Raw genomic sequence first — 21,114 nt, forward strand, 5'->3', positions numbered from 1 at the left:
CATAGATTAAGGATGCAAATGACTTCAGCTTTGATTTTTCCAAGGCTATCATTACATTTAGGGTTCTACCAAATTGTGAAAGTGTCTCAATTACTGTCTTATAACGTCCAGTTAGACCCTCGGCAACTAGGACGGCGATATGACGAGAATTAGTATTTTTTAATCTTTACTCTTGCCCAATAATCAAGGGTGCGAAAGCCATGATCAGAATCACACTCCCCTAGCATTAATTCAATTTCATAGTAAGTATCTAAGTCAGCACGATAAGCTAAGAGATCAAGTTTTCCACCTCGATTTTTATAGTGCCGCAATTCATGATTAATAATTTGAATATCGCCAAGGCCAAGCCTAGAAGGTTTTTCGATGATCCACCTTTGTAGCCAAGCCTCATCTTTCCCAATAGCCCGTATGGTTGTATCAAAACTATCAATAATTTCCATGATAATCTCCTCACTAGGGAGTTGTATTTTCTAGATTCTCAGCTTCTAGTTCCCGGATTTTCTCAATCGTGGCTTTGACGGTGGCAGCAATGGGAATGGAGAGAAAAACTCCTAACAATCCCGCAACTCGTCCCCCAATTAAAAGAGCAATAAACTGCCAGAGGGGATTCAAGCCAATAATATTCCCCAACAGTCGGGGAGCTAGAAAATTGTCCTTGATTTGCTGAAAAAAGACGGCTATTACGAGCACATTTACCGCCAACCAAACATTCTGAAATACCACCACCAAAACTACCAGGCCAATGCCAACGGTGGCTCCAATTACTGGAATTAACTGGGCCAGGCCAATGATTAAGGCAAACAAGAGGCTAAAGTTAACTCCCAAATAAATCATCACGGGCAAGAGGACTAAAAACATGAATAGCCCCAAGACCAACTGGGCTGAAAAGAACCGTTGAATGTTTAGGCGTAACGATTGATCAATAATTGGCCCCCAAGGCCGGGGAATACATCCGACTAAAGCTGTCCACAGTTGCCCACCATAGAAAAGCATATATACAGTTAAGACCAGCACTAAAAGCGCATCCACAAACCGTCCCAAAGTTGTAAATGCAACATCTGGTAAAACACTCAAAATCGCCTTCAATTGATTTAGTAATTCTTCCGTTACCTGTTCAAAATTAAAAGGAAACCGAAACCGATGCCCAAAGGCAATCACGCCGCGTAAGCTATCATTTCCAGAATTGACAATTTCCGGTAAACGTTCAATGAGCTGCTGAGATTGAGTGGCAATGGCTGGAATTAGGGTAAACCCGACTAAAGTAAAAATAATTAGGACAAAACCCAACACCATGATCATGGCCTGGAGCCGAGTTAGGGAAAAACGTTGTAACCAGGCCGCCAACCCGTCCAATAAATAGGCCAAAATTGCTGCAATGATCAGTACAGACAGGAGATATTCAAAATAGAGAAATAGCTGATGCCAAACCCATAAATTCAGGGCAATGATCGGCCCCAGGCCCGCTAGGGTTAAATAGCGTTGTAAGGAGTGGCGTGGCCCTAACCAATTCATCAGGATGCAGCAGGGTTACTATTAATTACTTTTTGGGCAGCCAGAGCTAGGGGCCGATACCGCCAATACCAGGCCAGGGACAGCAACCCAACAATGCCCAGCGCGCCCCAACCCAGCAAACTGGGATAAATAAAGACCGCTTGGAGATGATTAATATAGCCCGGCTCTAAGGCCCAGGTGAGGGTATGCCCGTGTTTTTCCAGATGGGGATTGATGAGGGTGACGCTGTTATCTTTGACTGATGCTTGCCCAGGCCTGGCCCCCCAAGGCGTTTCTAAGCTAATGGTTAAGGCAACTAATTCCTGGGGACTGAGAACAATCGGATCAGAACTACTGCCAGAGGCAATGCCAAAAGCACGTAAATCTATGGTGTAGTCAAACTGTCCCCGGATAAACAATAAAAGATTTTGATCCGTCACCTCGGCCTGGGCGGGAATGATTGGTAAGGTGGGGGCCTGGGTTTGATGCAGGGGAGCTAAGAGGGCATTGAGTTTCCTGGATAGATCCTCAGGGCGATCAAAGGGAATGCGTAGATCTAGGGTTTGTCCATTTTGATGTTTGCTCGTTCCCCCGAGTTTCCGGGCTTGCTGTTGGAGTTGCTCTAGAAATGGACGAGCGGAACGGGAGACTTGTAGATGTTGCTGGATTTCGCCGCCGGCCTGGCCCTTGATTTGAATGGCTAAGTCGGCCTGGACACACCCTGATAAGCCCAAGGCAAACCCCAAAATGACAAGTCCCCCCAACAGCCGCCATCGAATCAGAAGCTCCAACTGGGAAATCTGAGGAAATAATTGCCGCACCAAAAGGAGAGATGGGGTCTTGTTCACAACTGCAACTCCAGGCCAGCCTAAGCAGGACTATAACACCATCGCGTCTGAAGGGGCAAAATGAAACCAGTAGGATCCCCTTTGATAATCTGAGACAAGAATGGCATGGCCCTGAATCTGAAATTGCGCGCCCACCAGGCCTGGGTAATGCTCACGGTCTATTACGCCTATATGAACGAATATCGAGCCGAGTTATTGCTCTGGATGCTTTCTGGTTCGTTGCCCTTAATTCTGATGGGGGTTTGGATTCAAGCGGCTGAACAGGGAGACTTTGGGATCACTTCGGTGGCCTTGGCGCGCTACTTTTTAGCCGTATTTCTCACGCGGCAGTTTACGGTGGTCTGGGTTATCTATGACTTTGAAAAGGAAGTAGTCGAAGGAACCTTATCATCACGCCTCCTACAGCCCATAGATCCGGTTTGGCATCATTTTATGGGTCACTTAGGAGAACGGGTGGCCCGCTTGCCCTTTAGTTTTGCCCTGATTCCCCTCTTTTTTCTTCTCTACCCCGAAGCAGCTTGGATTCCAGAAGGAGGGCGGCTGTTGCTGTTCATCCCCTTAATTTTGCTTACCTTTGCCTTGCGTTTTCTGATTCAATACACCCTGGCTCTATTGGCGTTTTGGACGGAACGAGCGACGGCCCTAGAGCAATTTTGGTACTTGTTTTATCTATTTCTATCAGGAATGATCGCTCCCTTATCGCTCTATCCCCCCGGCCTGGCTGCGGCACTGATGTGGACTCCCTTTCCCTATCTGATCTATATCCCCGCCAGTTTATTGGTTGGTTTACCCGTCAATTGGCTCCAGGCCTTTGGGGTGAGTTTGCTATGGTTGGGGATTGTCTGGATCCTGAATCGCTGGTTGTGGCGCAAGGGACTGAAACAATATTCAGGTATGGGGGCGTGAGTACAACGCTGGGGCAACCCACAATCCCAGGCCCAGACCAGCAACCGCGCCAAAGGGAAATACTACCCAGTTGATGTAATCCCAAACCCCCACCTGCTGCAACCACCATTCCAGGGGATAGAACAGCATCATCACTACGGCAATCAGACCGCCCCAAACCCCATACTGCCCTAACCAATAGGCTTCCTGGCCAGAACCACGACTCCATAGCCAGCGACAAAACACCAGGGCCAAGACCGTGCCATAACAGCGCATACAAACCGCCATGAGCCAATGGGGCCAGAGCATCAAACTCATTTCCGGCTGGGGACAGACAAACATCCCCATGGTGTAAATGATGTCGGCAATTTGGGTCAGACCGGGTAAACCACTGGCGGCTAAAAACGGGGCAGCAATCGGGCCAGTCACCAGGCCGGCAAGGAGGAGATCCGCAGTTTGGCTTTTGAGGCGGGTTTTGCGGGATTTTTTTTCCTGAGTCGGTTTGTTGAGCGGTGGTTGGACTAATTTAGTGGTCATTGCGCCCCCTGATGCGGCCAGTTCCTCAAAAAATTAAGAATATCTTAAACTCATGACTATCCTTTAGTTTTAACGAACTCCGGGGCCTGGACGCAAATCTGTGAGGCCTGGGGGATTGGGGCCGATCACAAGTCAAATAAAATGCGATGATAGGGCGTGACTGGGACTATTCTGGACAAGTAAAAATCACTGTAAGAGCTAGATCAAGTCACTATTTTGAGCAGGGGCCTCTCTGGGTTAAGGTGGCGGGGAGTTTCCGAAGCATTTTTTAGGCAGACCGCCAAGGATAGTTAGGACAAAACCATGGAAAAAGCGGGCATGAATCGGCGGAAACTGTTCACTCTGATTGTTCTGGTGATTGGCATTCTCCCATTTTTGGTCATTTCCCTTGCACCTCTAATCGGTTCAATTTTTCGGACTGGCCCAACCACGCCCATCACCACACCCTCCCCCACCGCCCAAGCTGCTGATACGGTCAAAAAGTATGAGGCTGAGGAAACGGGATACCAGGCCGTCTTAGAACGAGAACCCGATAATATTGCGGCCTTGGAAGGACTTATTAACGCCCGCCTCCAACTGATTGGCCTGGGTAAACGCCCGGTGGAGACTATCATTACTCCCCTGGAACGATTGACAACCCTCAACCCGACCCAACCCCAATATGCTGTCCTTCTCGCCCAGGCCCAGGAACAAGCTGGCAAACCAGAGGAGGCTGCACGCACCTATCAGACCGTATTGGATAAGAATCCAACCAATATTAATGCCTTACGAGGCCTGGCCCAACTGGAACTAAAACAAGATCGTCCAGAGGCGGCCCTTGGGCTGGTGCAAGATGCGATCCAGACCTTAAAAACTGCCCCGGAAACCCCAGAATCTCAAGAAAATTTACTGGCTGTCAACTTAATTTTGGGGGATATTTATATGTCTAGACAGGACTACGCCCAGGCCCTGACCCACTTTACCCAACTTGCTCAAGATCACCCGAATGACTTCCGCCCCATCCTCGGCCAGGCCATTGCGCTCAAAAGTGAAGGGAAAAGTGCGGATGCTGCCCCCCTCTTTAATCAGGCTGTAAGTCTGGCCCCCCCCCAAGTCAAGGATAAAATTAAACGACTTGCGGCCGCCAACACCCCAAATGCCGCCACCAGCCCTGCCCCTAGCTCAACTGATAGTCCCACTCCGGCTCCTTAGACGCTAATGATTGGTTTTTTGCGCGGGACAATTCTTGGCACCCAAAAACTCGGAGTCAACCGAATCATTCTCTGCTTGGACGTTCAAGGCGTAGGCTATGACCTCTTAATCACAACTCGTCTCCTCAACGCGCTCCCGCCCGTAGCTGAACCGGTGGCCCTGTTTACCCATCTGCAAGTGCGCGATGACCAACTCCTGCTTTATGGGTTTGGTTCCGCACCAGAACGGGATTTATTTCGACAGCTGATTAGTGTCAGTGGCGTTGGTCCCCAGTTAGGATTAGCCCTCTTAGACAGCTTGGGATTATCAGAGTTAGTCCAGGCCATTGTCAGTGGCAATACGCGCCGCCTGAGTCGGACTCCTGGGGTCGGGACAAAAACGGCGGAACGCTTGGCCTTGGAACTAAAAACTAAACTTGCGGCCTGGCGGGATCAAACGGGCCTGGTGACCACTCCCGCCGCCGGGCCAATCGTGGCCATTCAAGAAGACGTGGAAATGACCCTCTTGGCTTTGGGTTATACTGCCCAGGAAATCCGCCAGGCCCTGGAAGCCGTTGGACAATCAACGGCCTTAGCCAAAAATGCCGATGCCGAGGCCTGGTTACGGGAAACAATTACTTGGTTGAGTCAGTAAGGTCTATAGATGAGTCAATGGCTACAGCCTCCAATCAGCAAATAACGAGAGGATTTGATCCAGGCCTGGGAAAGGGAAGAGCGTATAATAAATCGGAATTAGCCTTTTAAGATGATCCCCAGACTCTATGCAGACCCAAGACCGGATTCCTGAGACTTTGACTGCTCCTCTGCCCCCCCTCGATGCCGCGATCCAGGCCAGTCAAAACTATCTGCTCTCCCAACAATATGCAGAAGGGTATTGGTGGTCAGAACTGGAATCCAACTGCACCATGACGGCGGAAGTGGTCTTGCTCCATAAAATTTGGGGCACTGACAGTACGCGACCTTTAGCCAAAGCCAAAACCTTTCTCCAATCCCAACAACGGGAGCATGGCGGCTGGGAACTGTTCTATGGCGATGGGGGCGATCTCAGCACCTCTGTTGAAACCTACACAGCCTTGCGGCTCTTGGGTGTGGCGGCCGATGATCCGGATATGGAGCGGGCCAAGGAGTTTATTCTCTCTAGGGGTGGGATCAGCAAAACCCGCATCTTTACCAAGCTCCATTTAGCCCTGATTGGCTGTTACGAATGGCAGGGGATTCCTTCACTTCCGCCCTGGGTGATGTTGTTGCCGGAGTGGGGGCCATTCACGATCTATGAAATGTCCAGTTGGGCCCGCAGCAGCACTGTTCCCCTGTTAATCGTCATGGATCGCAAGCCGGTCTATGTCACAGATCCAGGTGTGAACGTGGATGAGCTTTATGTGGAAGGTCGGGCGAATGTGAATTGGAGTTTGCCCCGCAAAGGCGATTGGACAGATTTATTCCTGGAACTCGATAACGTCTTTAAGTTTTGCGAGGAATGGAATTTAACCCCATTACGGGACGAGGGCCTGGCGGCGGCGGAAAAATGGGTTTTAGAACGTCAGGAAGCCAGTGGGGATTGGGGCGGGATTATTCCGGCGATGTTGAATTCCCTCTTAGCCCTGCGTGCTCTGGGGTATAACGCCCATGATCCGATTGTCCAACGGGGCCTGGCCAGTGTGGATCGCTTTGCCATTGAGACAGAAGATTGGTATCGGGTGCAGCCCTGTGTGTCGCCGGTGTGGGATACGGCCTTGGTGATGCGGGCCTTGGTGGATTCTGGTCTGTCACCGGATCATCCGGCGTTGGTCTCAGGCGGCAACTGGCTGATTGAAAAACAAATTCTCGACTATGGCGATTGGGCGGTTAAAAATAAAATCGGCAAACCCGGGGCCTGGGCCTTTGAATTTGAAAATCGTTTCTATCCCGATGTGGATGATACGGCCGTAGTCGTCATGGCTCTGGAGGCGGTGAAACTCCCCGATGAAAAACTCAAACAGGAAGCGATGCAGCGGGCTGTGGATTGGATTGCCACCATGCAGTGTAAACCAGGGGGGTGGGCCGCTTTTGATATTGACAACGATCAAGACTGGCTCAATGACATTCCCTATGGGGATCTGCGGGCGATGATTGACCCCAATACGGCAGATGTCACGGCTCGCGTTCTGGAAATGATTGGCCGCACCGACATGACCACCGGAGAAGCCAGCGTGGATAAAGCCTTGGCCTATTTACGAACGGAACAGGAACAGGAAGGCTGTTGGTATGGGCGGTGGGGCGTGAACTATGTCTATGGCACCAGTGGCGTGTTGGCGGCCTTGGCGTTGGTGGCTCCTCCCTATGATCGCTGGCGGTTGCGGCGGGCTGTCAAGTGGTTAGAATCTGTCCAAAATCCCGATGGGGGTTGGGGCGAAACCTGTCAGAGTTATAAGGATCCGAGTTTGAAAGGCCAAGGGCCAAGTACCCCCTCTCAGACGGCCTGGGCCTTGATTGGGTTACTAGCTGCGGGTGAGGCCGTAGGGGAATATGCCACAGAGGCCATTAAACGGGGGGCTGAACATTTGCTGACCACCCAACGCGCCGATGGGACTTGGAATGAGGATTATTTCACCGGGACAGGGTTTCCTTGCCACTTTTACCTGAAATATCACCTCTATCAGCAGCATTTCCCGCTCACAGCCTTGGGACGCTATCGCCATTATCAGCAAACGGTTCTAAATCTTGATCCGGTCACGGCCTAACCCCTCCTTGATGGTCGTCTCCTGGGGCTAACTCGTGGGGACAGATGGGGAAATTTTCCGACTGGCTAAAGATGAACCCTAACAGTGACAATGGGGATAGTCCTATGTCTGATAAATACCCCCAATGGTTGCTGCTTTACCCATTGCTCCGACTTTTCCCCTGACGGCCGTTGTTGGACAGGAGGCGATTAAACTGGCACTGTTATTAGCGGCTGTTGATCCAGGCCTGGGGGGTGTCGTCATTGCCGGGCGGCGGGGCACAGCTAAATCTGTGATGGCCCGGGCGATTCATGCCTTGTTACCCCCCATTGAAATCGTCACAGGCTCCCTGAGTAATTGTGATCCAGCCAATCCTGGGGCCTGGGATCAAAAATTAATTGAGCAGATTGAATCCGGTGAACTTGTGGATCCACCCCCCACGGAAATCATTCCGGCTCCATTTATTCAAATTCCTTTGGGGATTACGGAAGATCGGCTGATTGGGGCAGTGGATGTCAGTCAATCGGTACAAAAAGGAGAAGCCATTTTTCAGCCTGGCCTGTTAGCCTCTGCCCATCGAGGAGTGCTTTATGTGGACGAAATTAACCTCCTAGAGGAGCAGATTGCTAACCTATTACTGACTGTCTTAACCGAGGGGCGGAATCTGATTGAGCGGGAAGGGATTAGTTTTCAGCATCCTTGTCAGCCCTTACTCCTGGCAACCTATAACCCCGAGGAAGGCCCATTACGGCCCCATTTACGCGACCGAATTGCCATTGCTCTTAGTGCTGATGCCGTTTTGGGATTAGATGAACGGGTGCAAGCGGTAGATCAAGCGACCAATTTTGCCAACTCTCCCCAGGCCTTTATGGCCCAATACAGCACGGAACTAGAAGACTTACAAACTCAAATTATTCTGGCCCGGGAGTGGCTCAAGGATGTCAAAATTCAACGCCAACAAATTGCCTACTTAGTTACCGAAGCAATCCGGGGCGGTGTCCAAGGCCATCGGGCGGAGTTGTTTGCGGTTCGGGTGGCCAAAGCCCATGCAGCCCTTAATGGTCGTTCTGAAGTCACCGCCGAAGACTTGCGCCGGGCCGTGGAATTGGTGATTGTTCCCCGAGCTACCCTCATTGATACCCCACCGGATCAACCCGCCCCGCCACCACCACCCCAACAAAACCCGGCCGAGGATCAAGACGAGCCGGATCAAGAAGATGAGGATGAACCGGAAGAGAACGAAGAACAGCAGGCCGAACCGCCCAGCATCCCAGAAGAGTTTGTCTTTGAAGCCGAAGGGGTAATTCTCGATGAGTCGGTGTTGTATTTTGCCCAATCGGCCCAACGGCAAGGCAAATCGGGGAGTCGGAGTTTAGTCTATTCCCAGGATCGGGGGCGGTATGTGCGGCCAATGTTACCCAAGGGCCGGGGGGGCCGAATAGCCGTAGATGCCACATTAAGAACGGCGGCTCCCTATCAAAAATCGCGGCGGGCCAAACAACCCCAACGGCGGGTGATCGTTGAATCGGGGGATGTCCGGATTAAACGGTTAGCGAGAAAATCGGGAGCCTTGATTGTTTTTGTTGTCGATGCCTCTGGATCCATGGCCTTGAATCGGATGAATGCAGCCAAAGGAGCCGTTTTACGCTTACTAACCCAGGCCTATCAAAATCGGGACATGATTGCCTTAATCCCATTTCGGGGCGAACAGGCCGATGTGTTGCTACCCCCGACTCGTTCCATTGAAGCGGCCCGGCGGAGATTAGATACCTTGCCCTGTGGCGGTGGATCACCCTTGGCCCATGGCTTAATCCAGGCCGTGCGAGTTGGTTTGAACGCGCAACAATCCGGGGATGTGGGGCAGGTGATGATTGTGGCGATTACGGATGGGCGGGGCAATATTCCCTTGGCCCGGTCGTTGGGTGAACCGATCCCAGAGGGGAAAAAACCGGATATTAAAGCTGAGTTACTGGAAATTGCCGGTAAAATGCGGGGCCTGGGGCTAAAGTTGTTGGTGGTGGATACGGAAAATAAATTTATCTCGACCGGATTTGGCAAAGAACTGGCAGCCCAGGCCGGGGGGAAATACTACCATCTTCCCAAAGCAACCGACCAGGCCATTGCTGCTGTCACCCAAAACGCCCTTAACTTCTAACTGGCCTCTCTAGCATTACTCATTTAGGGATCTTATTGGGACAAGTCAGACCATGCTTGATGGGCAGTTTTTTAAGATTTCTACTCTCTTAGAACAGTCTGCGTAAGGGGATAAACCTGACTGAATAACTCTATCCCCACAGATATTTCCTTAAAATGCATCACTCCCTCCTCAGTCCGTAGGCATAGCGATCATGGCCGGCTAAATCCGTGAAAATCTGCGTCTCAGAAAAAGCCGGGCTAGATTCTAGTAATTGTTTAACCGCTGCCCCTTGCCCGGCCATGATTTCTAACAATAGAATTCCACCCGGCCGCATAAACCTCTTGGCCCCGGCGACAATTTCCCGCACTGCCCCCAGGCCATCCGCGCCACCACTTAAGGCTAAATGGGGTTCATGGTTTTGGACTTCTGCTTGGAGGTTAGCAATCTCGGCCTGGGGAATATAGGGGGGATTACTGACAACTCCAGTGATCTGACCTTCTAAGCCAACTAAGGGCTGCCACCATGATCCTTGTAAGAGTTTAAGCGGGGCTTGAGTATCGTTTTGCTCAATATTAGCTGCTGCGACCCTTAACGCGGCTGGACTGACATCTACGCCATAAACAGTTGCCTTCGGAAAAACTGCCCCCAGGCCAATGGCAATCGCCCCTGAACCTGTGCCGAGATCTACCCAAATTCCCCCCTGATCTGGATCCGGATTGAACCGTTCAGCCAAATCAATCAAATACTCAGTTTCAGGGCGGGGAATGAGAACATCAGGGGTAACGGTTAACTTAAACTCGCGCCAATATACCCAACCCAAGAGATAGGACAAGGGAACCCGATTTTGCCAGCGTTGTTGCCAAAGAGTTGTCAGTTCTGCCAGGCCATGGGAACTATGCATTTGATTTGTCTCATCCCAGGCCCCCAAGGCTAAACTGAGGCCATCTAAATTCGTCACTTCTCGGAGCAAATAGCGTAGTTCTCCTAGCCCAGTGGCCATCTCGGCGGCCGGAATAATCGTTTTAGCCCAATTCACCCAGGCCTGGAGTTCCGCACCGGCAAGAGAATGACGATCAGCAGGGGAAAGCATTGGGGAGCTTACTCAGCAAACTGGAGAATCAGATCATAAAGTTTATGGGCCAACTTGAGTTTTGTCGTCAAGGGGACTGTAATTTTTGCACCGGATTTATGGAAAATCACGGCCTGGTTGGTGGGGCTGTTAAATCCAGAATCCGGGCGATCAATGGGATTCGCGACAATCAGATCCAACTCCTTATCTTGGAGCTTTGCCCAGGCCGGTGTGGCAATATCTTCCGTTTGGGCCGCAAACCCAATCACCTGTTGATCGGGGCGTTTCCGGCTGGCCAAATGTTTGACTAAATCGGGAATAAATTCCAAGGGTAAGGGGTTCGGAATCTGGTCTTTGGGCAGTTTTGTCGTTGCATTTGTTTTGGGCCGGATATCCCCCACCGCTGCCGCCATAATTAACCAGTCAAAATCCGCCCAGGCCTGGTTTAATCTCTCCGCCATCTCCAACCCACTCGTCACCGCTATGTGGTCAATTTCCGGGGGAATCTCCAAGGCTTGGGGGCCATGGACGAGTAACACTTCTGCACCGCGACTCTGACCGGCCTGGGCCAACGCAAGCCCCATTTTTCCCGCAGCCGGATTTCCTAAAAAGCGCACCGCATCCAAATGTTCCCGTGTCCCACCCCCGGTAATTAAAATCTTGTTGCCCCTTAAGTCCCGTTTGCCCCCAGTTATTAATAAAGAGTCGAGTAATGTTAGAAGTTCTTCCGGTTCCGCCATCCGCCCCGGCCCCACCGCATCACAGGCCAAGCGACCCGAGCGCGGACTCAACCAATGGTAACGAGGATCAGTCGTTAAGTTAGCCCAATTTCGCTGCACCACGGCCTGAGACCACATCACCGTATTCATCGCCGGAGCCAAGACAATCGGACAGGTTGAAGCCAAAACCGTACTGGTGAGCAAATCATCCGCTAATCCCTGACTCAGTTTGGCGAGGGTATGGGCCGTTAAGGGGGCAATTAAAAATACCTCTGCCCATTCTCCCAATTCAATATGTAAGGGGCGGGCCTGGTCAGGATGCCAAAACTTTTGATCCGTATAAGCCGGGTGGCGGGCGAGGGTACTAAAGGTAAGGGGCGTAATAAACTGCTGGGCTGTTTCCGTTAAAATCACCCGCACTGAATGACCGGCCTGGATCAGTGACGAGACAATTTCGCAGACTTTATAGGCCGCAATCCCGCCCCCAACTGCTACCAAAATTCGCCGGGCCTGAGTCACTGCTGCTATGCCTGAACAACAACCATCACAAGGACAAAATAGCCAGAGGTCACTGCCACTTAGGACTCATCGAAGGCCTCTAAATCAAGCAAATACAAGTAGGACTGGGTTAACTCAGGGCGTTGAAAGGCCAAAGCCCGCAACAAATGCCAATCCTCTAGGGCCGCAAAGGGAGTTTCGTAATCATCTTCCTCCAAGCGTTGGGCCAGTTGGGAGACATCCGCCACCGTATAGGCACTTAAATCTGGGGCTGGGTGTGCGGTTTGAGCCATCGTGACATCCCTCCATCAAAACCAAACTGACTAAGTTGCGCCTTAATGTTTAAATTCCAACCACCAAAGCAGCAATCTCGTCTCTACCTATTGTAAGGGTTAGCCCAGGCCCTGCTGCGATTCCTTAACGTTCTGCCACAGATGAGAGCCTAATTTGGAGTCTGCATACAGGCATATCCCCCTGGTAAAAGAACCAAAGCTGTATTGGGGGGACAATTAGCCTCGGTTACAGTTCCCGGAGCCGGTAATGGGGGCGGTGCCGTAACAACCTGAGGGGCTGGATTGGGGGCAGGTGTTGGCATATCCGAGGGAGGGGCAGGATTCCGGGGCAAAATTGAGCGCAAAACCGGTTCCGGGATTGTCGTATTGCGGTATTGGTTCAAGCACTGACTCAAATTGCGCTGAAATGGGCTACAGGTTGTGTCACCAGGCAGCGTGGGAATGAGTTGGGGAATCAGGGGCGGAATTAAGGAATTGGGGCTCGTGTAGTCAGGAATTGAAATTAAAGTCGGAATCAGTTGTCCACTGGAAAATACCTGTGCGTTCACCTCCAGGCCCGTGGCCCAAAATAAACCAGCCAGTCCCAACACAACCCAGGGGCGATACAGCCAGGCTTCCCCCAAGGGCTTAATCCGCAAAAATATAGTGGTGTAATTCACTGGGATCCGGTTCCGGGCTAGCCTCAGCAAATTCAACCGCTTCATCCACAACCCCTTGGATTTTGGTATCAATCTCCTTCAGTTCCGCCGCTGTGGCCAAGTTTTGCTCAATCATATAGGCGGCTAATTTTTTGATTGGATCGCGAGTAAACCAAAACTCTTTTTCTTCTTTCGAGCGCAGTTCATCGGGATCTGCCAAGGAATGCCCCCGAAACCGATAGGTCAAGGCTTCAATTAAGGTTGGTCCTTCGCCGGCCCGCGCCCGCGCCACTGCTTCCTTGGCCACAGCCCGTACCGCTAAAACATCCATCCCATCCACCTCAACGCCAACAATGCCAAAGGCCTTCCCCTTTTGGAAAATCTGCGTTTCCGAACTAGCCCGGTGGTGTGCCATCCCAATTGCCCATTTATTATTTTCAACAACGTAAAGAATCGGCAGTTTCCAGAGGGAAGCCATATTCAAACATTCAAAAAACTGCCCATTGTTGCTGGCCCCATCCCCAAAGAAACAGGCGGTGACTTGATCGGCTCCAGCTTCTCCCATCACTTCCCGGCGATACTTACTCTGAAACGCGGCTCCGGTGGCTACGGGAATTCCCTCGGCAACAAAGGCAAAGCCCCCTAACAGATTATGTTCTGCCGAAAACAAGTGCATGGATCCCCCCCGGCCTTGACTGCATCCTGTCGCCTTGCCAAATAACTCGGCCATGACTTGACGGGCAGGAACTCCAGCACTGAGGGCATGAACGTGATCCCGATAGGTACTACAGACAAAATCATCGGGGCGCATCGCCTTCGTGATACCGGTGGAAACAGCTTCTTGCCCGTTGTAGAGGTGGACAAAGCCAAACATCTTGCCGCGGTAATACATTTCGGCACATTTATCCTCGAAGGTACGCCCCAGAACCATATCTTCGTAGAGGATGAATCCTTCTTCCCGTGTAATTAGATCATCCGGCAATAGAATTTCAGGCAGGGCGCGTTCGGAAATCTGGGAAGAAGATGTCATAGGACTTACAAGCTTCAAAGGATGTGTGATTAACCAATGCCAGGCAATTTTGCCCATCAAGCAAGATCAAACACCAGTGTATCAAATCTCTGTGGCCTGGAAATCTCTGGGGATTCATCGGGCTACCCATTTAGGGACGGATGGGGAATGACTCAATTATTATTGAACTCACAAGAAGATAGATTCTCATCTCTAATTTTGCCCCTGGTTAGAAGTATGACATCAGATAAACGAGTCTGACCCATGAAAATCTATGGGTGACAGACCCGAGGGCCGGTTAAGCCACTAAGACAGGCATCACTGGCGGGTTAATTAGGGTTCCGGTCAAACTAAAGGGCCGGGTTGTCGTAATTTCGACGGAAACGAGCTGTCCCCGGAGAGTTTGAATATCCCCTGGTAAAAAGGTGAGGCGATTGCCCCGCGTCCGGCCCATGACTTGGCCGGGATCTCGAGGATTAACAGCTTCCACTAAAATTTCTTCAACACGCCCTAAATAACGGGCCGAACGCTCGGCAGCCTGGCGACCAACTAAATAATTCAGTTGTTGCAAACGTTCATCTTTGATCGCTTCTGGAACTTGGTTTGACCAAAGGGCTGCTGGGGTTCCCGGCCGGGGGGAGTAGGCAGCTGTATTGAGTAAATCAAACCCGATCATCTCGACTAATTCGAGGGTGCGCTCAAACTGGGCCTGGGTCTCACCAGGAAAACCGACAATCACATCGGCACTCAGGGCAGCATCGGGGACATAACGGCGAATGGTGTCAATAATCCGCAGATATTTTTCCCGAGTGTAGCCCCGAGCCATCGCTTTGAGGATGTCGTTATCGCCCGATTGAAAGGGAATATGGAAATGCTCACAGACTTTGGGGAGTTCGGCACAGGCCTGGATCAGACGTTCGGTAAAGTAGCGGGGGTGGCTGGTGGCAAAGCGAATCCGTTCAATTCCCGGCACATCATGAATGGTATAAAGCAAATCTGTGAGGGTATTTTGACGGCGGCCTGCGGGGGAAATTCCGGGTAAGTCCCGACCATAGGCATCAATGTTTTGCCCCAAGAGCGTAATTTCTTTGTACCCTTGGGCGGCTAACTCTTCAATTTCAGCTTTGATGGCCTGGGGCGGGCGGGATTGCTCAACACCGCGGGTTCCAGGGACAACACAGTAGGTGCAGCGTTCATTACAGCCATAGATGACATTGACCCAGGCCGTGACGGTGCTTTCTCGCCGCGGTTTTGTGATGTCTTCCATGATTTCCACGGGTTCAGTGGCGACTACTTGCATTCCGCTGTCAACTTGAGCCAGTAATTCATCCAAGCGATTGGCATATTGCGGCCCCATGATGAGATCTAGCTCTGGCATTCGGCGTAAGAGGGCTTCTCCTTCCTGTTGGGCAACACAGCCGGCTACGACAAGCTTTAAGTTAGGGTTTTCTTGTTTCCGTTTGGCCTGGCGACCGAGGTAGGAATAGACTTTATGCTCGGCATTATCCCGAATCGAACAGGTGTTGTAGAGAATTAAATCCGCCTGATTGGGATCTTCGACCCAGCCATAGCCCAAACTTTCTAAAATTCCAGCCATGCGCTCCGAGTCGGCTTTGTTCATCTGACAGCCAAAGGTAATGATGTGATAGCTAGATGATTCAGACATAGGGTAACGTTACTTAGAACTCAAGGCAGGAAGTCTCAGGGTCATGCACTATTGATAACCCTCAGCAATCTTCATCATATCCTGCTGGCCTGGAGGATTATTGGCCGCTATAAGACGATATTCTTTGCCAACTTAAGGGCCTGGCTTAGAAAAGTGGGATAGACTCAAGTTCTAGAGGGAGTTTAGCCATCTCAGCCTGTGATGTATTCCATGGCATTATTAAAAATGGTCTCAAAAAGGATGGCTGGTAGGTCACCTATGATCTCTATGCCCTATCCACTGACGAGTTTGATCTGGCTATCGTTTGAAAAAACCGTTCTGCTACGCACACAAGCTATAGGGCGGTGGAGTATGTTAACAAGGCAACCAGCGATTACAGTAGCCCCGAATCAAGTCGTCTATGGGTGTGCCCTGAAATATACCTTCGAGCTGTTAATGCAGCGAAATCATGTTCTATCTTATTCAGCCTGGGAGAGTACTTGGAGAGAAATAAAGCCTGTAGAGGTTTACTCGTGCGAAGCTGTTCATAGGCGTTGAGGATGGATCAAGTGACGGACTTAGACTTGCGATAAATCGGGACACTATCTACGAACAAACAAGACTCCACAAAGATGAGGAGGATAGAACTCGGTTAAAGAAAGCATGAGTATTAGTCACACCTACACCAATGATGAAGTTCTAATATAAAACAAAAAATAAGGCTACCTACATAGACAGCCCTAAATATAATATTGATTCAAGACCTAGCTAAAACTCTCATCAAGCATCTTCAAACTGATAATGAATTATTACCCGGACAGGATGAATTACCAACTAGATTTAACCAGGCCAGGTAACAACCCTTGGTGAGCCATATCCCGTAAGGCATTCCGGCACAGGCCAAAATCCCGGAAATATCCTCGTGGCCGACCGGTTAGCCAGCAGCGATTTCGTAAGCGAGTTTGGATACCGTTGCGGGGGAGTTGTTGGAGTTGGCGATGGAGAGTGAGTTGCTCATCTGGGTTTTCAGCGTAAGCAATTTGCTCTTTCAGTTCAGCACGTTTAGCAGCGTATTTGTCAACCAAGCGTTGCCGTTTTTTTTCCCGCTCGATCATGCTCTTTTTGGCCATGGAGTTTGGAGTCTTATTAAGAATGCAGCTTTACCATTATAGCGAGAACGAGAGATAGGGCAATGACTGTGTAGAAAATCGTTCTTGGGGACAGGGGCATCTAAATCTAAGTAGAGAGAAGTCATGGCAGCTTGGGTATTGGAGGGAATGCCTCAACGCCACTAAACTTACCCAATCGTTGGATCGGTAACATGATTTTTGGATAAAGGCAGAGGGGAAAACGAATTAATGATCGGGCGGTTTGTGTTCATGCCCCTTGATTTCCCAAGGCTGTTTGTTATCATTAGAGCCGACTCAGAAAATTTTTGTTCTCCAGTTAGGAACTCTCTCATGGAATTTGAAGCACTCCTGTTGGGTATTGAGCCTTTGGCTGTTTTGGCGGTGGGCATTGGGGCAGCAGCGGTCGCTCCAGTGGTTGGAGCCGTGGATTCGATGACAGGACATTCTTTAACGGAATCAGCCCGGAATGCAGCCAAGCAAGGTTTAGTTTGGGCCTTTGAAACCTATGAAAAAGCCCAGGCCAGCATGGCCGAAGCGAGTGAATCCTTTCAAGATTTAGTGGCTGAAGCTCGTTCAGAAATTATCACGACGAAAGCCGAAGCCGACCAGAGCGAACCGCGGGAAGTTACCATCAGCTAGGTTGAAGTTGCAGAAAACCAAACAATTCCCCTCTGCCTTGCTAGAAAAGTTTAGTCGGAAGTTATATCCTGATCCGGTACATCGGGAGACCTTTCTGACGGCCCTACTTACCCCCAAGCCCTATCCGCCAGCAATTCTCTGGTGCCAGCCACGCCCTAATCCCCTCCCCTTTGATGTTATTCCCCCTGTGGTTTGGCAACCGGACTGGGTTGATCGACTTGTTCTGGGGACAAAACCCGGCCAACATCATCTCCATCACCAAGGGGCTTATTACGTCCTAGATTTTTCTTCTGTGTTTGCTGCTGTTCCTCTCCAATCCCTGACCTTTCCCCAGTCTCCGAAGTTAGTCATTGATGTTTGTGCCGCTCCGGGGGGAAAGTCTATTTTGGCTTGGCGCAGTTTGCAACCCGACTTACTGGTGGCGAATGAGGTAATTGGAAAACGGTTGGGAATGCTCACCTCGAATCTGAAGCGCTGCCATCTGGCCTGTGGGAAAGTGACCCATTTAAATGTGGCCGACCTGGTGGCGGAATATGGGCAATTAGCGGATGTTGTGATTGTGGATGCACCTTGTTCAGGGCAATCTCTATTGGCAAAGGGAACCAATGTTTTGGGTTGTTTCCACCCCCGCACTATTAATCACAATGCCCAACGCCAGAAGAAGATTATTGCCACTGCGAGTCAGCTTGTCCGGCCCGGGGGGTATTTGCTCTACAGCACCTGCACGTTTTCGATAGAGGAAAATGAAGGAGTCTTAGATTGGTTTGTCCAGCGGTTTCCGGCATTTCAATCCTTGGCGGTTCCTGCTCTTACCGACTACCAATCTCCTTGGGGGACATCTCCGCAATTTAGGGGGTACCGTCTGAGTCCTGAGCAGGGCCTAGGGGCTGGAGCCTTTACAAGTTTGTTGCAGCTGGCTTAAGGGGCTATTCGGAGGGCCTGGGGAAATATCATGAAATTAGAAAAGATTAGGCCAATTTGCGGAAGTGTCTAGTAAAATAGGAAGGCTGAATTGCTGGTGTAGCTCAGGGGTAGAGCAGCTGATTTGTAATCAGCCGGTCGCAGGTTCAAATCCCGTCACCAGCTTGAGATATAAAACTCTTGCAAAATAGCGCTTTCGGGGTTTTCAACTAAATACCTTCTAACCTGGCAATAATCACTTTTGCCATATTTTCTTAACGTCATTTGGGCATTTTTTAACATCTTCTGTCATACAAAATAGGGGTATGACATGGGCAAAGTCAGTATTATTCAGAACAAAGGAAATTCAACCATTCCCCGATTGATGGTTTCGTTCAGCCACAAAGGAGAAAGACATCGCCTAAGTTTGGGATTGCCTGATAATCCTGTTAATCGCACTTATGCCGAGATGCTTTGTCGAGATATTGAACTGAAAATACTTTCACGAAACCTTGAAGCATGGTTAGATGATTCTAATTTTATATATTTCTATGGAGCGCACCTATCAGCGGTTTACTCAAGGCGATTTAATGATTACCTTAATTTATCTGATGAGTTCAAAAAGGCTATTGAAAACTTGTTAAACGAGGTTAACTCTCTAGTTCGGTGGCCAGAAATTGTAACCTTTGAAGAACTTAATTCTCCTAACCCTTGGCAGGATGAGAAAACAATAAAAAGCTGTTCATTTTGGAGTTTTCTGATTGAAAATCCTGGAATGGCATTTTTCACTGAAACTTAGAGCTTTTGACAATACCGCAAGGAAGGGCTATTACAGCAATGTAGCTAAAGCTCGATTAATTGCGGCCAAAGCCTAGTTAGTTTCTGATGCTAGCTCTCCCTATAATTCGCCGTATTCCTGGAGGTATGCCAAAAAGTTCGCTAAGATTTGTCGGTTGGTGGGATTGGGGTCGAGTTGATATTGAATTTGGAGAATAGTGTATCGAGTTTGGATTCTAGCTCGGCGAGCCGCTCGTTCTCTTTCTTGATCTGCTCGGTTTCGTTCTTCGTCTGCAAGATGATCGCGTCGAGTTTCTCATTTTGCTGCTTCAATCGCTTGGTTTCGGCTTCGATTTCCAGCGTTCCACTCTACGAACGACCATAGGTCTACAAGGCCGAGATTAACCAAGAGAGCCGCTGTCCCCAACGCAAAAACCAAGAGACTCCATTGGAGGATGGTGAGGGGGAAGAATCGGATGGGGGTGGTGTTGATGTTGCCATAAAACCTCATGAGTGCTGCGACGGCGTACAAAAAAGTCGTCAGGGAACGGGGAAGCAGTGCCAGAAAACTTGCCATGAATTCATTTTAACCAGGCCCCCACAGTCCATTTTCTCAACTTTCGAGGTCGGATCAGGTTACAGCAATGTGGCTAAAGCTCGGTTAATAGCAGCCAAGGCCTGGTCAATTTCTTCAGATGAGACAATCAATGGCGGCACAAACCGGACAACTTTCGGGCCTGCGGGAACGAGGAGTAATCCTTCAGTAATGGCAGCTTTGACAATATCCGGGGCCGTAATTGGGGAATCAGCTTCAATTTGCAGGCCATTGATCAACCCCCAACCCCGGACTTCCTTAACTAAGCCAGCGTATTGATTCGGAATTTCTTTAAGGCCAGCGCGTAATTGTGACCCGCGGGCCTGGGCATTTGCGAGTAAATGATCCCCCTCAATAGTTTGACAGACCGTTAAGGCCGCCGCACAGGCCAAGGGATTTCCCCCAAACGTACTGGCATGATCACCGGGTTGAAACACATCACAAAAAGATTTACACAGCATCGCTCCAATGGGAATGCCCCCCGCCAGGCCCTTGGCAGAAGTAAACATATCCGGTTCAATGCCCAAGGTTTGATGGCCCCAGAGATTGCCGGTGCGACCCATCCCAACTTGAACTTCATCAAAAATCAGGAGGATGCCTTTTTCGTTACAAATCTCCCGTACCCGTTGGAAATAGGCAAACTCTCCCGGCCGGACTCCCCCTTCTCCTTGCAAGGGTTCTAACAAAATTGCAGCAACTTGGCGTTCATCCTTATCGAGTTCAGCAATCGTGGCTTCGAGGTCGGCAATGTCGTTGTAATTCACATAGGCAAAGCCAGGCACGAGTGGATCAAAGTTTTTCTGATATTTCGGTTGGCCGGTGGCGGTGATCGTGGCTAAGGTGCGGCCGTGGAAGCTGGCCTGGGCGGTAATAATGACAGGGTTGGCAATGTTCAAAACCGTGTGGGCATATTTCCGAGCCAGTTTGATCGCCCCTTCATTAGCTTCGGCCCCAGAGTTGCAGAAAAACACCCGGTCGGCACAGGAATGATTCACCAGCCAAGTGGCCAAGTCGCCTTGTTGGGGAATGTAGTAGAGGTTAGAAACATGATGCAGGGTCTGGATTTGCTCGGTAACAGTCTTAACCAAAGCGGGGTGAGCATGGCCAAGGGTGCAGGTGGCAATTCCGGCGACAAAGTCTAAATACTCTTTCCCAGCATCATCCCAAACTTTACAGCCAGCCCCTTTCACCAACGTCAACGGAAACCGAGCATAGGTCGTCATCACATCCCGATCAAAGTCGCTGCGGTTGTAGGCGGTATTAAGACTAGATGTTTCGGAATGGGCTACTGACAAGTCAGAAGAAACAGTAATTGGACTCACGGGAGGCAACCTTTGGATATTCAGCGGGATATTTAAGCAGTGATTGAAGAAATTAAACGGGAATTTGTCTTAATTTAGCGCAGGGGCCTGGGA

21 protein-coding genes, 1 tRNA gene and 2 pseudogenes are annotated in these 21,114 nt (G+C 50.2%); 10 read left to right on the forward strand and 14 right to left on the reverse strand.

Annotation, left to right across the window (positions count from 1 at the left end; all coding sequences use genetic code 11):
- Window positions 1–149 precede the first annotated feature (149 nt).
- From RIF25_RS08515 to RIF25_RS08525, 3 genes are read right to left on the reverse strand one after another with little or no spacing between them, the layout of a single operon-like run.
- Window positions 150–440: a hypothetical protein gene (locus RIF25_RS08515; protein WP_322878122.1), complete on the reverse strand. Its 291-nt coding sequence runs from the start codon at window positions 438–440 to the stop codon at window positions 150–152.
- 13 nt (window positions 441–453) lie between these two features.
- Window positions 454–1,512: an AI-2E family transporter gene (locus RIF25_RS08520; RefSeq protein ID WP_322878123.1), complete on the reverse strand. Its 1,059-nt coding sequence runs from the start codon at window positions 1,510–1,512 to the stop codon at window positions 454–456.
- Complete coding sequence (locus tag RIF25_RS08525) at window positions 1,512–2,339, reverse strand: DUF3153 domain-containing protein (RefSeq protein ID WP_322878124.1); 828 nt, start codon at window positions 2,337–2,339, stop codon at window positions 1,512–1,514. The genes RIF25_RS08520 and RIF25_RS08525 overlap by 1 nt, the downstream gene beginning before the upstream one ends.
- A 105-nt stretch (window positions 2,340–2,444) precedes the next feature.
- On the opposite strand from RIF25_RS08525, the gene RIF25_RS08530 reads away from it, so the two are divergent.
- Window positions 2,445–3,245, forward strand: coding sequence for an ABC transporter permease (locus RIF25_RS08530; RefSeq protein WP_322878125.1), 801 nt, complete (start codon window positions 2,445–2,447; stop codon window positions 3,243–3,245).
- Here the strand turns inward: RIF25_RS08530 and RIF25_RS08535 are convergent.
- Window positions 3,228–3,761 (reverse strand): DUF2085 domain-containing protein, encoded by a 534-nt coding sequence (locus RIF25_RS08535; RefSeq protein WP_322878126.1) that lies wholly within the window; start codon window positions 3,759–3,761, stop codon window positions 3,228–3,230. The genes RIF25_RS08530 and RIF25_RS08535 overlap by 18 nt on opposite strands.
- A 303-nt stretch (window positions 3,762–4,064) precedes the next feature.
- Between RIF25_RS08535 and RIF25_RS08540 the strand changes: the two genes are divergently transcribed.
- From RIF25_RS08540 to bchD, 4 genes are all read left to right on the forward strand, one after another.
- Window positions 4,065–4,952 carry a tetratricopeptide repeat protein gene (locus tag RIF25_RS08540; RefSeq protein WP_322878127.1) on the forward strand — a complete coding sequence of 296 codons (888 nt, stop codon included), beginning with the start codon at window positions 4,065–4,067 and terminating at the stop codon, window positions 4,950–4,952.
- Window positions 4,953–4,958: 6 nt separating this feature from the next.
- Entirely contained in the window at window positions 4,959–5,585 is a 627-nt protein-coding gene (ruvA, locus tag RIF25_RS08545; protein WP_322878128.1) for a Holliday junction branch migration protein RuvA, read from the forward strand.
- Window positions 5,586–5,712: 127 nt separating this feature from the next.
- A complete protein-coding gene (gene shc / locus RIF25_RS08550) occupies window positions 5,713–7,671 on the forward strand; it encodes a squalene--hopene cyclase (protein WP_322878129.1) in 1,959 nt (652 codons plus the stop codon).
- A gap of 124 nt (window positions 7,672–7,795) precedes the next feature.
- Window positions 7,796–9,805, forward strand: a complete 2,010-nt coding sequence (gene bchD / locus RIF25_RS08555) for a magnesium chelatase ATPase subunit D (RefSeq protein WP_322878130.1) — start codon at window positions 7,796–7,798, stop codon at window positions 9,803–9,805.
- Between the two features lie 160 nt (window positions 9,806–9,965).
- Here the strand turns inward: bchD and prmC are convergent, their stop codons facing one another.
- The 5 genes from prmC to pdhA form a co-directional block, all read right to left on the reverse strand.
- Window positions 9,966–10,877 (reverse strand): peptide chain release factor N(5)-glutamine methyltransferase, encoded by a 912-nt coding sequence (gene prmC / locus RIF25_RS08560; RefSeq protein WP_322878131.1) that lies wholly within the window; start codon window positions 10,875–10,877, stop codon window positions 9,966–9,968.
- Between the two features lie 8 nt (window positions 10,878–10,885).
- A complete protein-coding gene (coaBC, locus tag RIF25_RS08565; RefSeq protein WP_322878132.1) occupies window positions 10,886–12,094 on the reverse strand; it encodes a bifunctional phosphopantothenoylcysteine decarboxylase/phosphopantothenate--cysteine ligase CoaBC in 1,209 nt (402 codons plus the stop codon).
- 59 nt (window positions 12,095–12,153) lie between these two features.
- The gene (isiD, locus tag RIF25_RS08570; protein ID WP_322878133.1) at window positions 12,154–12,366 is read right to left on the reverse strand and encodes a protein IsiD; all 213 of its coding nucleotides are present in this window, start codon (window positions 12,364–12,366) and stop codon (window positions 12,154–12,156) included.
- A 149-nt stretch (window positions 12,367–12,515) separates the two neighbouring features.
- Window positions 12,516–13,025, reverse strand: a complete 510-nt coding sequence (locus RIF25_RS08575) for a hypothetical protein (protein ID WP_322878134.1) — start codon at window positions 13,023–13,025, stop codon at window positions 12,516–12,518.
- Entirely contained in the window at window positions 12,994–14,034 is a 1,041-nt protein-coding gene (gene pdhA, locus RIF25_RS08580; protein ID WP_322878135.1) for a pyruvate dehydrogenase (acetyl-transferring) E1 component subunit alpha, read from the reverse strand. The genes RIF25_RS08575 and pdhA overlap by 32 nt, the downstream gene beginning before the upstream one ends.
- A 25-nt stretch (window positions 14,035–14,059) precedes the next feature.
- Between pdhA and RIF25_RS08585 the strand changes: the two genes are divergently transcribed.
- Window positions 14,060–14,185 (forward strand): hypothetical protein, encoded by a 126-nt coding sequence (locus RIF25_RS08585; RefSeq protein ID WP_322878136.1) that lies wholly within the window; start codon window positions 14,060–14,062, stop codon window positions 14,183–14,185.
- A 126-nt stretch (window positions 14,186–14,311) separates the two neighbouring features.
- Here the strand turns inward: RIF25_RS08585 and miaB are convergent, their stop codons facing one another.
- The 3 genes and pseudogenes from miaB to rpsN form a co-directional block, all read right to left on the reverse strand.
- The gene (gene miaB / locus RIF25_RS08590; protein ID WP_322878137.1) at window positions 14,312–15,679 is read right to left on the reverse strand and encodes a tRNA (N6-isopentenyl adenosine(37)-C2)-methylthiotransferase MiaB; all 1,368 of its coding nucleotides are present in this window, start codon (window positions 15,677–15,679) and stop codon (window positions 14,312–14,314) included.
- A 354-nt stretch (window positions 15,680–16,033) separates the two neighbouring features.
- Window positions 16,034–16,178, reverse strand: a pseudogene (locus tag RIF25_RS17235) (IS630 family transposase); the annotation flags it as partial.
- A 307-nt stretch (window positions 16,179–16,485) separates the two neighbouring features.
- On the reverse strand, window positions 16,486–16,788 hold the full coding sequence (gene rpsN / locus RIF25_RS08595; protein ID WP_322878138.1) for a 30S ribosomal protein S14: 303 nt from the start codon (window positions 16,786–16,788) through the stop codon (window positions 16,486–16,488).
- Window positions 16,789–17,118: 330 nt separating this feature from the next.
- On the opposite strand from rpsN, the gene RIF25_RS08600 reads away from it, so the two are divergent.
- From RIF25_RS08600 to RIF25_RS08615, 4 genes are all read left to right on the forward strand, one after another.
- Window positions 17,119–17,427, forward strand: a complete 309-nt coding sequence (locus RIF25_RS08600; RefSeq protein ID WP_015124182.1) for a hypothetical protein — start codon at window positions 17,119–17,121, stop codon at window positions 17,425–17,427.
- Between the two features lie 7 nt (window positions 17,428–17,434).
- Window positions 17,435–18,349 (forward strand): RsmB/NOP family class I SAM-dependent RNA methyltransferase, encoded by a 915-nt coding sequence (locus RIF25_RS08605; RefSeq protein WP_322878139.1) that lies wholly within the window; start codon window positions 17,435–17,437, stop codon window positions 18,347–18,349.
- 92 nt (window positions 18,350–18,441) lie between these two features.
- Window positions 18,442–18,513 (forward strand) — tRNA-Thr (locus tag RIF25_RS08610).
- A 145-nt stretch (window positions 18,514–18,658) separates the two neighbouring features.
- Window positions 18,659–19,126, forward strand: coding sequence for an Arm DNA-binding domain-containing protein (locus RIF25_RS08615; protein ID WP_322878140.1), 468 nt, complete (start codon window positions 18,659–18,661; stop codon window positions 19,124–19,126).
- A gap of 99 nt (window positions 19,127–19,225) precedes the next feature.
- Here RIF25_RS08615 and RIF25_RS17240 read toward each other — a convergent pair.
- Window positions 19,226–19,681 (reverse strand): annotated as a pseudogene (locus RIF25_RS17240) (hypothetical protein).
- A gap of 59 nt (window positions 19,682–19,740) precedes the next feature.
- Entirely contained in the window at window positions 19,741–20,922 is a 1,182-nt protein-coding gene (locus tag RIF25_RS08620; RefSeq protein ID WP_407682375.1) for an aspartate aminotransferase family protein, read from the reverse strand.
- Window positions 20,923–21,114: the final 192 nt, after the last annotated feature.

The sequence above is a fragment of the Pseudocalidococcus azoricus BACA0444 genome (assembly GCF_031729055.1).
Taxonomy (GTDB): Bacteria; Cyanobacteriota; Cyanobacteriia; order Thermosynechococcales; family Thermosynechococcaceae; genus Pseudocalidococcus; species Pseudocalidococcus azoricus.

Bases quoted from the DNA above. Each gene is read 5' to 3' on its own strand.
- RIF25_RS08515 (WP_322878122.1), bottom strand. From the start codon at position 440: ATGGAAATTATTGATAGTTTTGATACAACCATACGGGCTATTGGGAAA.
- RIF25_RS08520 (WP_322878123.1), bottom strand. From the start codon at position 1,512: ATGAATTGGTTAGGGCCACGCCACTCCTTACAACGCTATTTAACCCTA.
- RIF25_RS08530 (WP_322878125.1), top strand. From the start codon at position 2,445: ATGGCCCTGAATCTGAAATTGCGCGCCCACCAGGCCTGGGTAATGCTC.
- RIF25_RS08535 (WP_322878126.1), bottom strand. From the start codon at position 3,761: ATGACCACTAAATTAGTCCAACCACCGCTCAACAAACCGACTCAGGAA.
- RIF25_RS08540 (WP_322878127.1), top strand. From the start codon at position 4,065: ATGGAAAAAGCGGGCATGAATCGGCGGAAACTGTTCACTCTGATTGTT.
- ruvA (WP_322878128.1), top strand. From the start codon at position 4,959: ATGATTGGTTTTTTGCGCGGGACAATTCTTGGCACCCAAAAACTCGGA.
- shc (WP_322878129.1), top strand. From the start codon at position 5,713: ATGCAGACCCAAGACCGGATTCCTGAGACTTTGACTGCTCCTCTGCCC.
- bchD (WP_322878130.1), top strand. From the start codon at position 7,796: ATGGTTGCTGCTTTACCCATTGCTCCGACTTTTCCCCTGACGGCCGTT.
- prmC (WP_322878131.1), bottom strand. From the start codon at position 10,877: ATGCTTTCCCCTGCTGATCGTCATTCTCTTGCCGGTGCGGAACTCCAG.
- isiD (WP_322878133.1), bottom strand. From the start codon at position 12,366: ATGGCTCAAACCGCACACCCAGCCCCAGATTTAAGTGCCTATACGGTG.
- pdhA (WP_322878135.1), bottom strand. From the start codon at position 14,034: ATGACATCTTCTTCCCAGATTTCCGAACGCGCCCTGCCTGAAATTCTA.
- miaB (WP_322878137.1), bottom strand. From the start codon at position 15,679: ATGTCTGAATCATCTAGCTATCACATCATTACCTTTGGCTGTCAGATG.
- rpsN (WP_322878138.1), bottom strand. From the start codon at position 16,788: ATGGCCAAAAAGAGCATGATCGAGCGGGAAAAAAAACGGCAACGCTTG.
- RIF25_RS08600 (WP_015124182.1), top strand. From the start codon at position 17,119: ATGGAATTTGAAGCACTCCTGTTGGGTATTGAGCCTTTGGCTGTTTTG.
- RIF25_RS08615 (WP_322878140.1), top strand. From the start codon at position 18,659: ATGGGCAAAGTCAGTATTATTCAGAACAAAGGAAATTCAACCATTCCC.
- RIF25_RS08620 (WP_407682375.1), bottom strand. From the start codon at position 20,922: ATGACGACCTATGCTCGGTTTCCGTTGACGTTGGTGAAAGGGGCTGGC.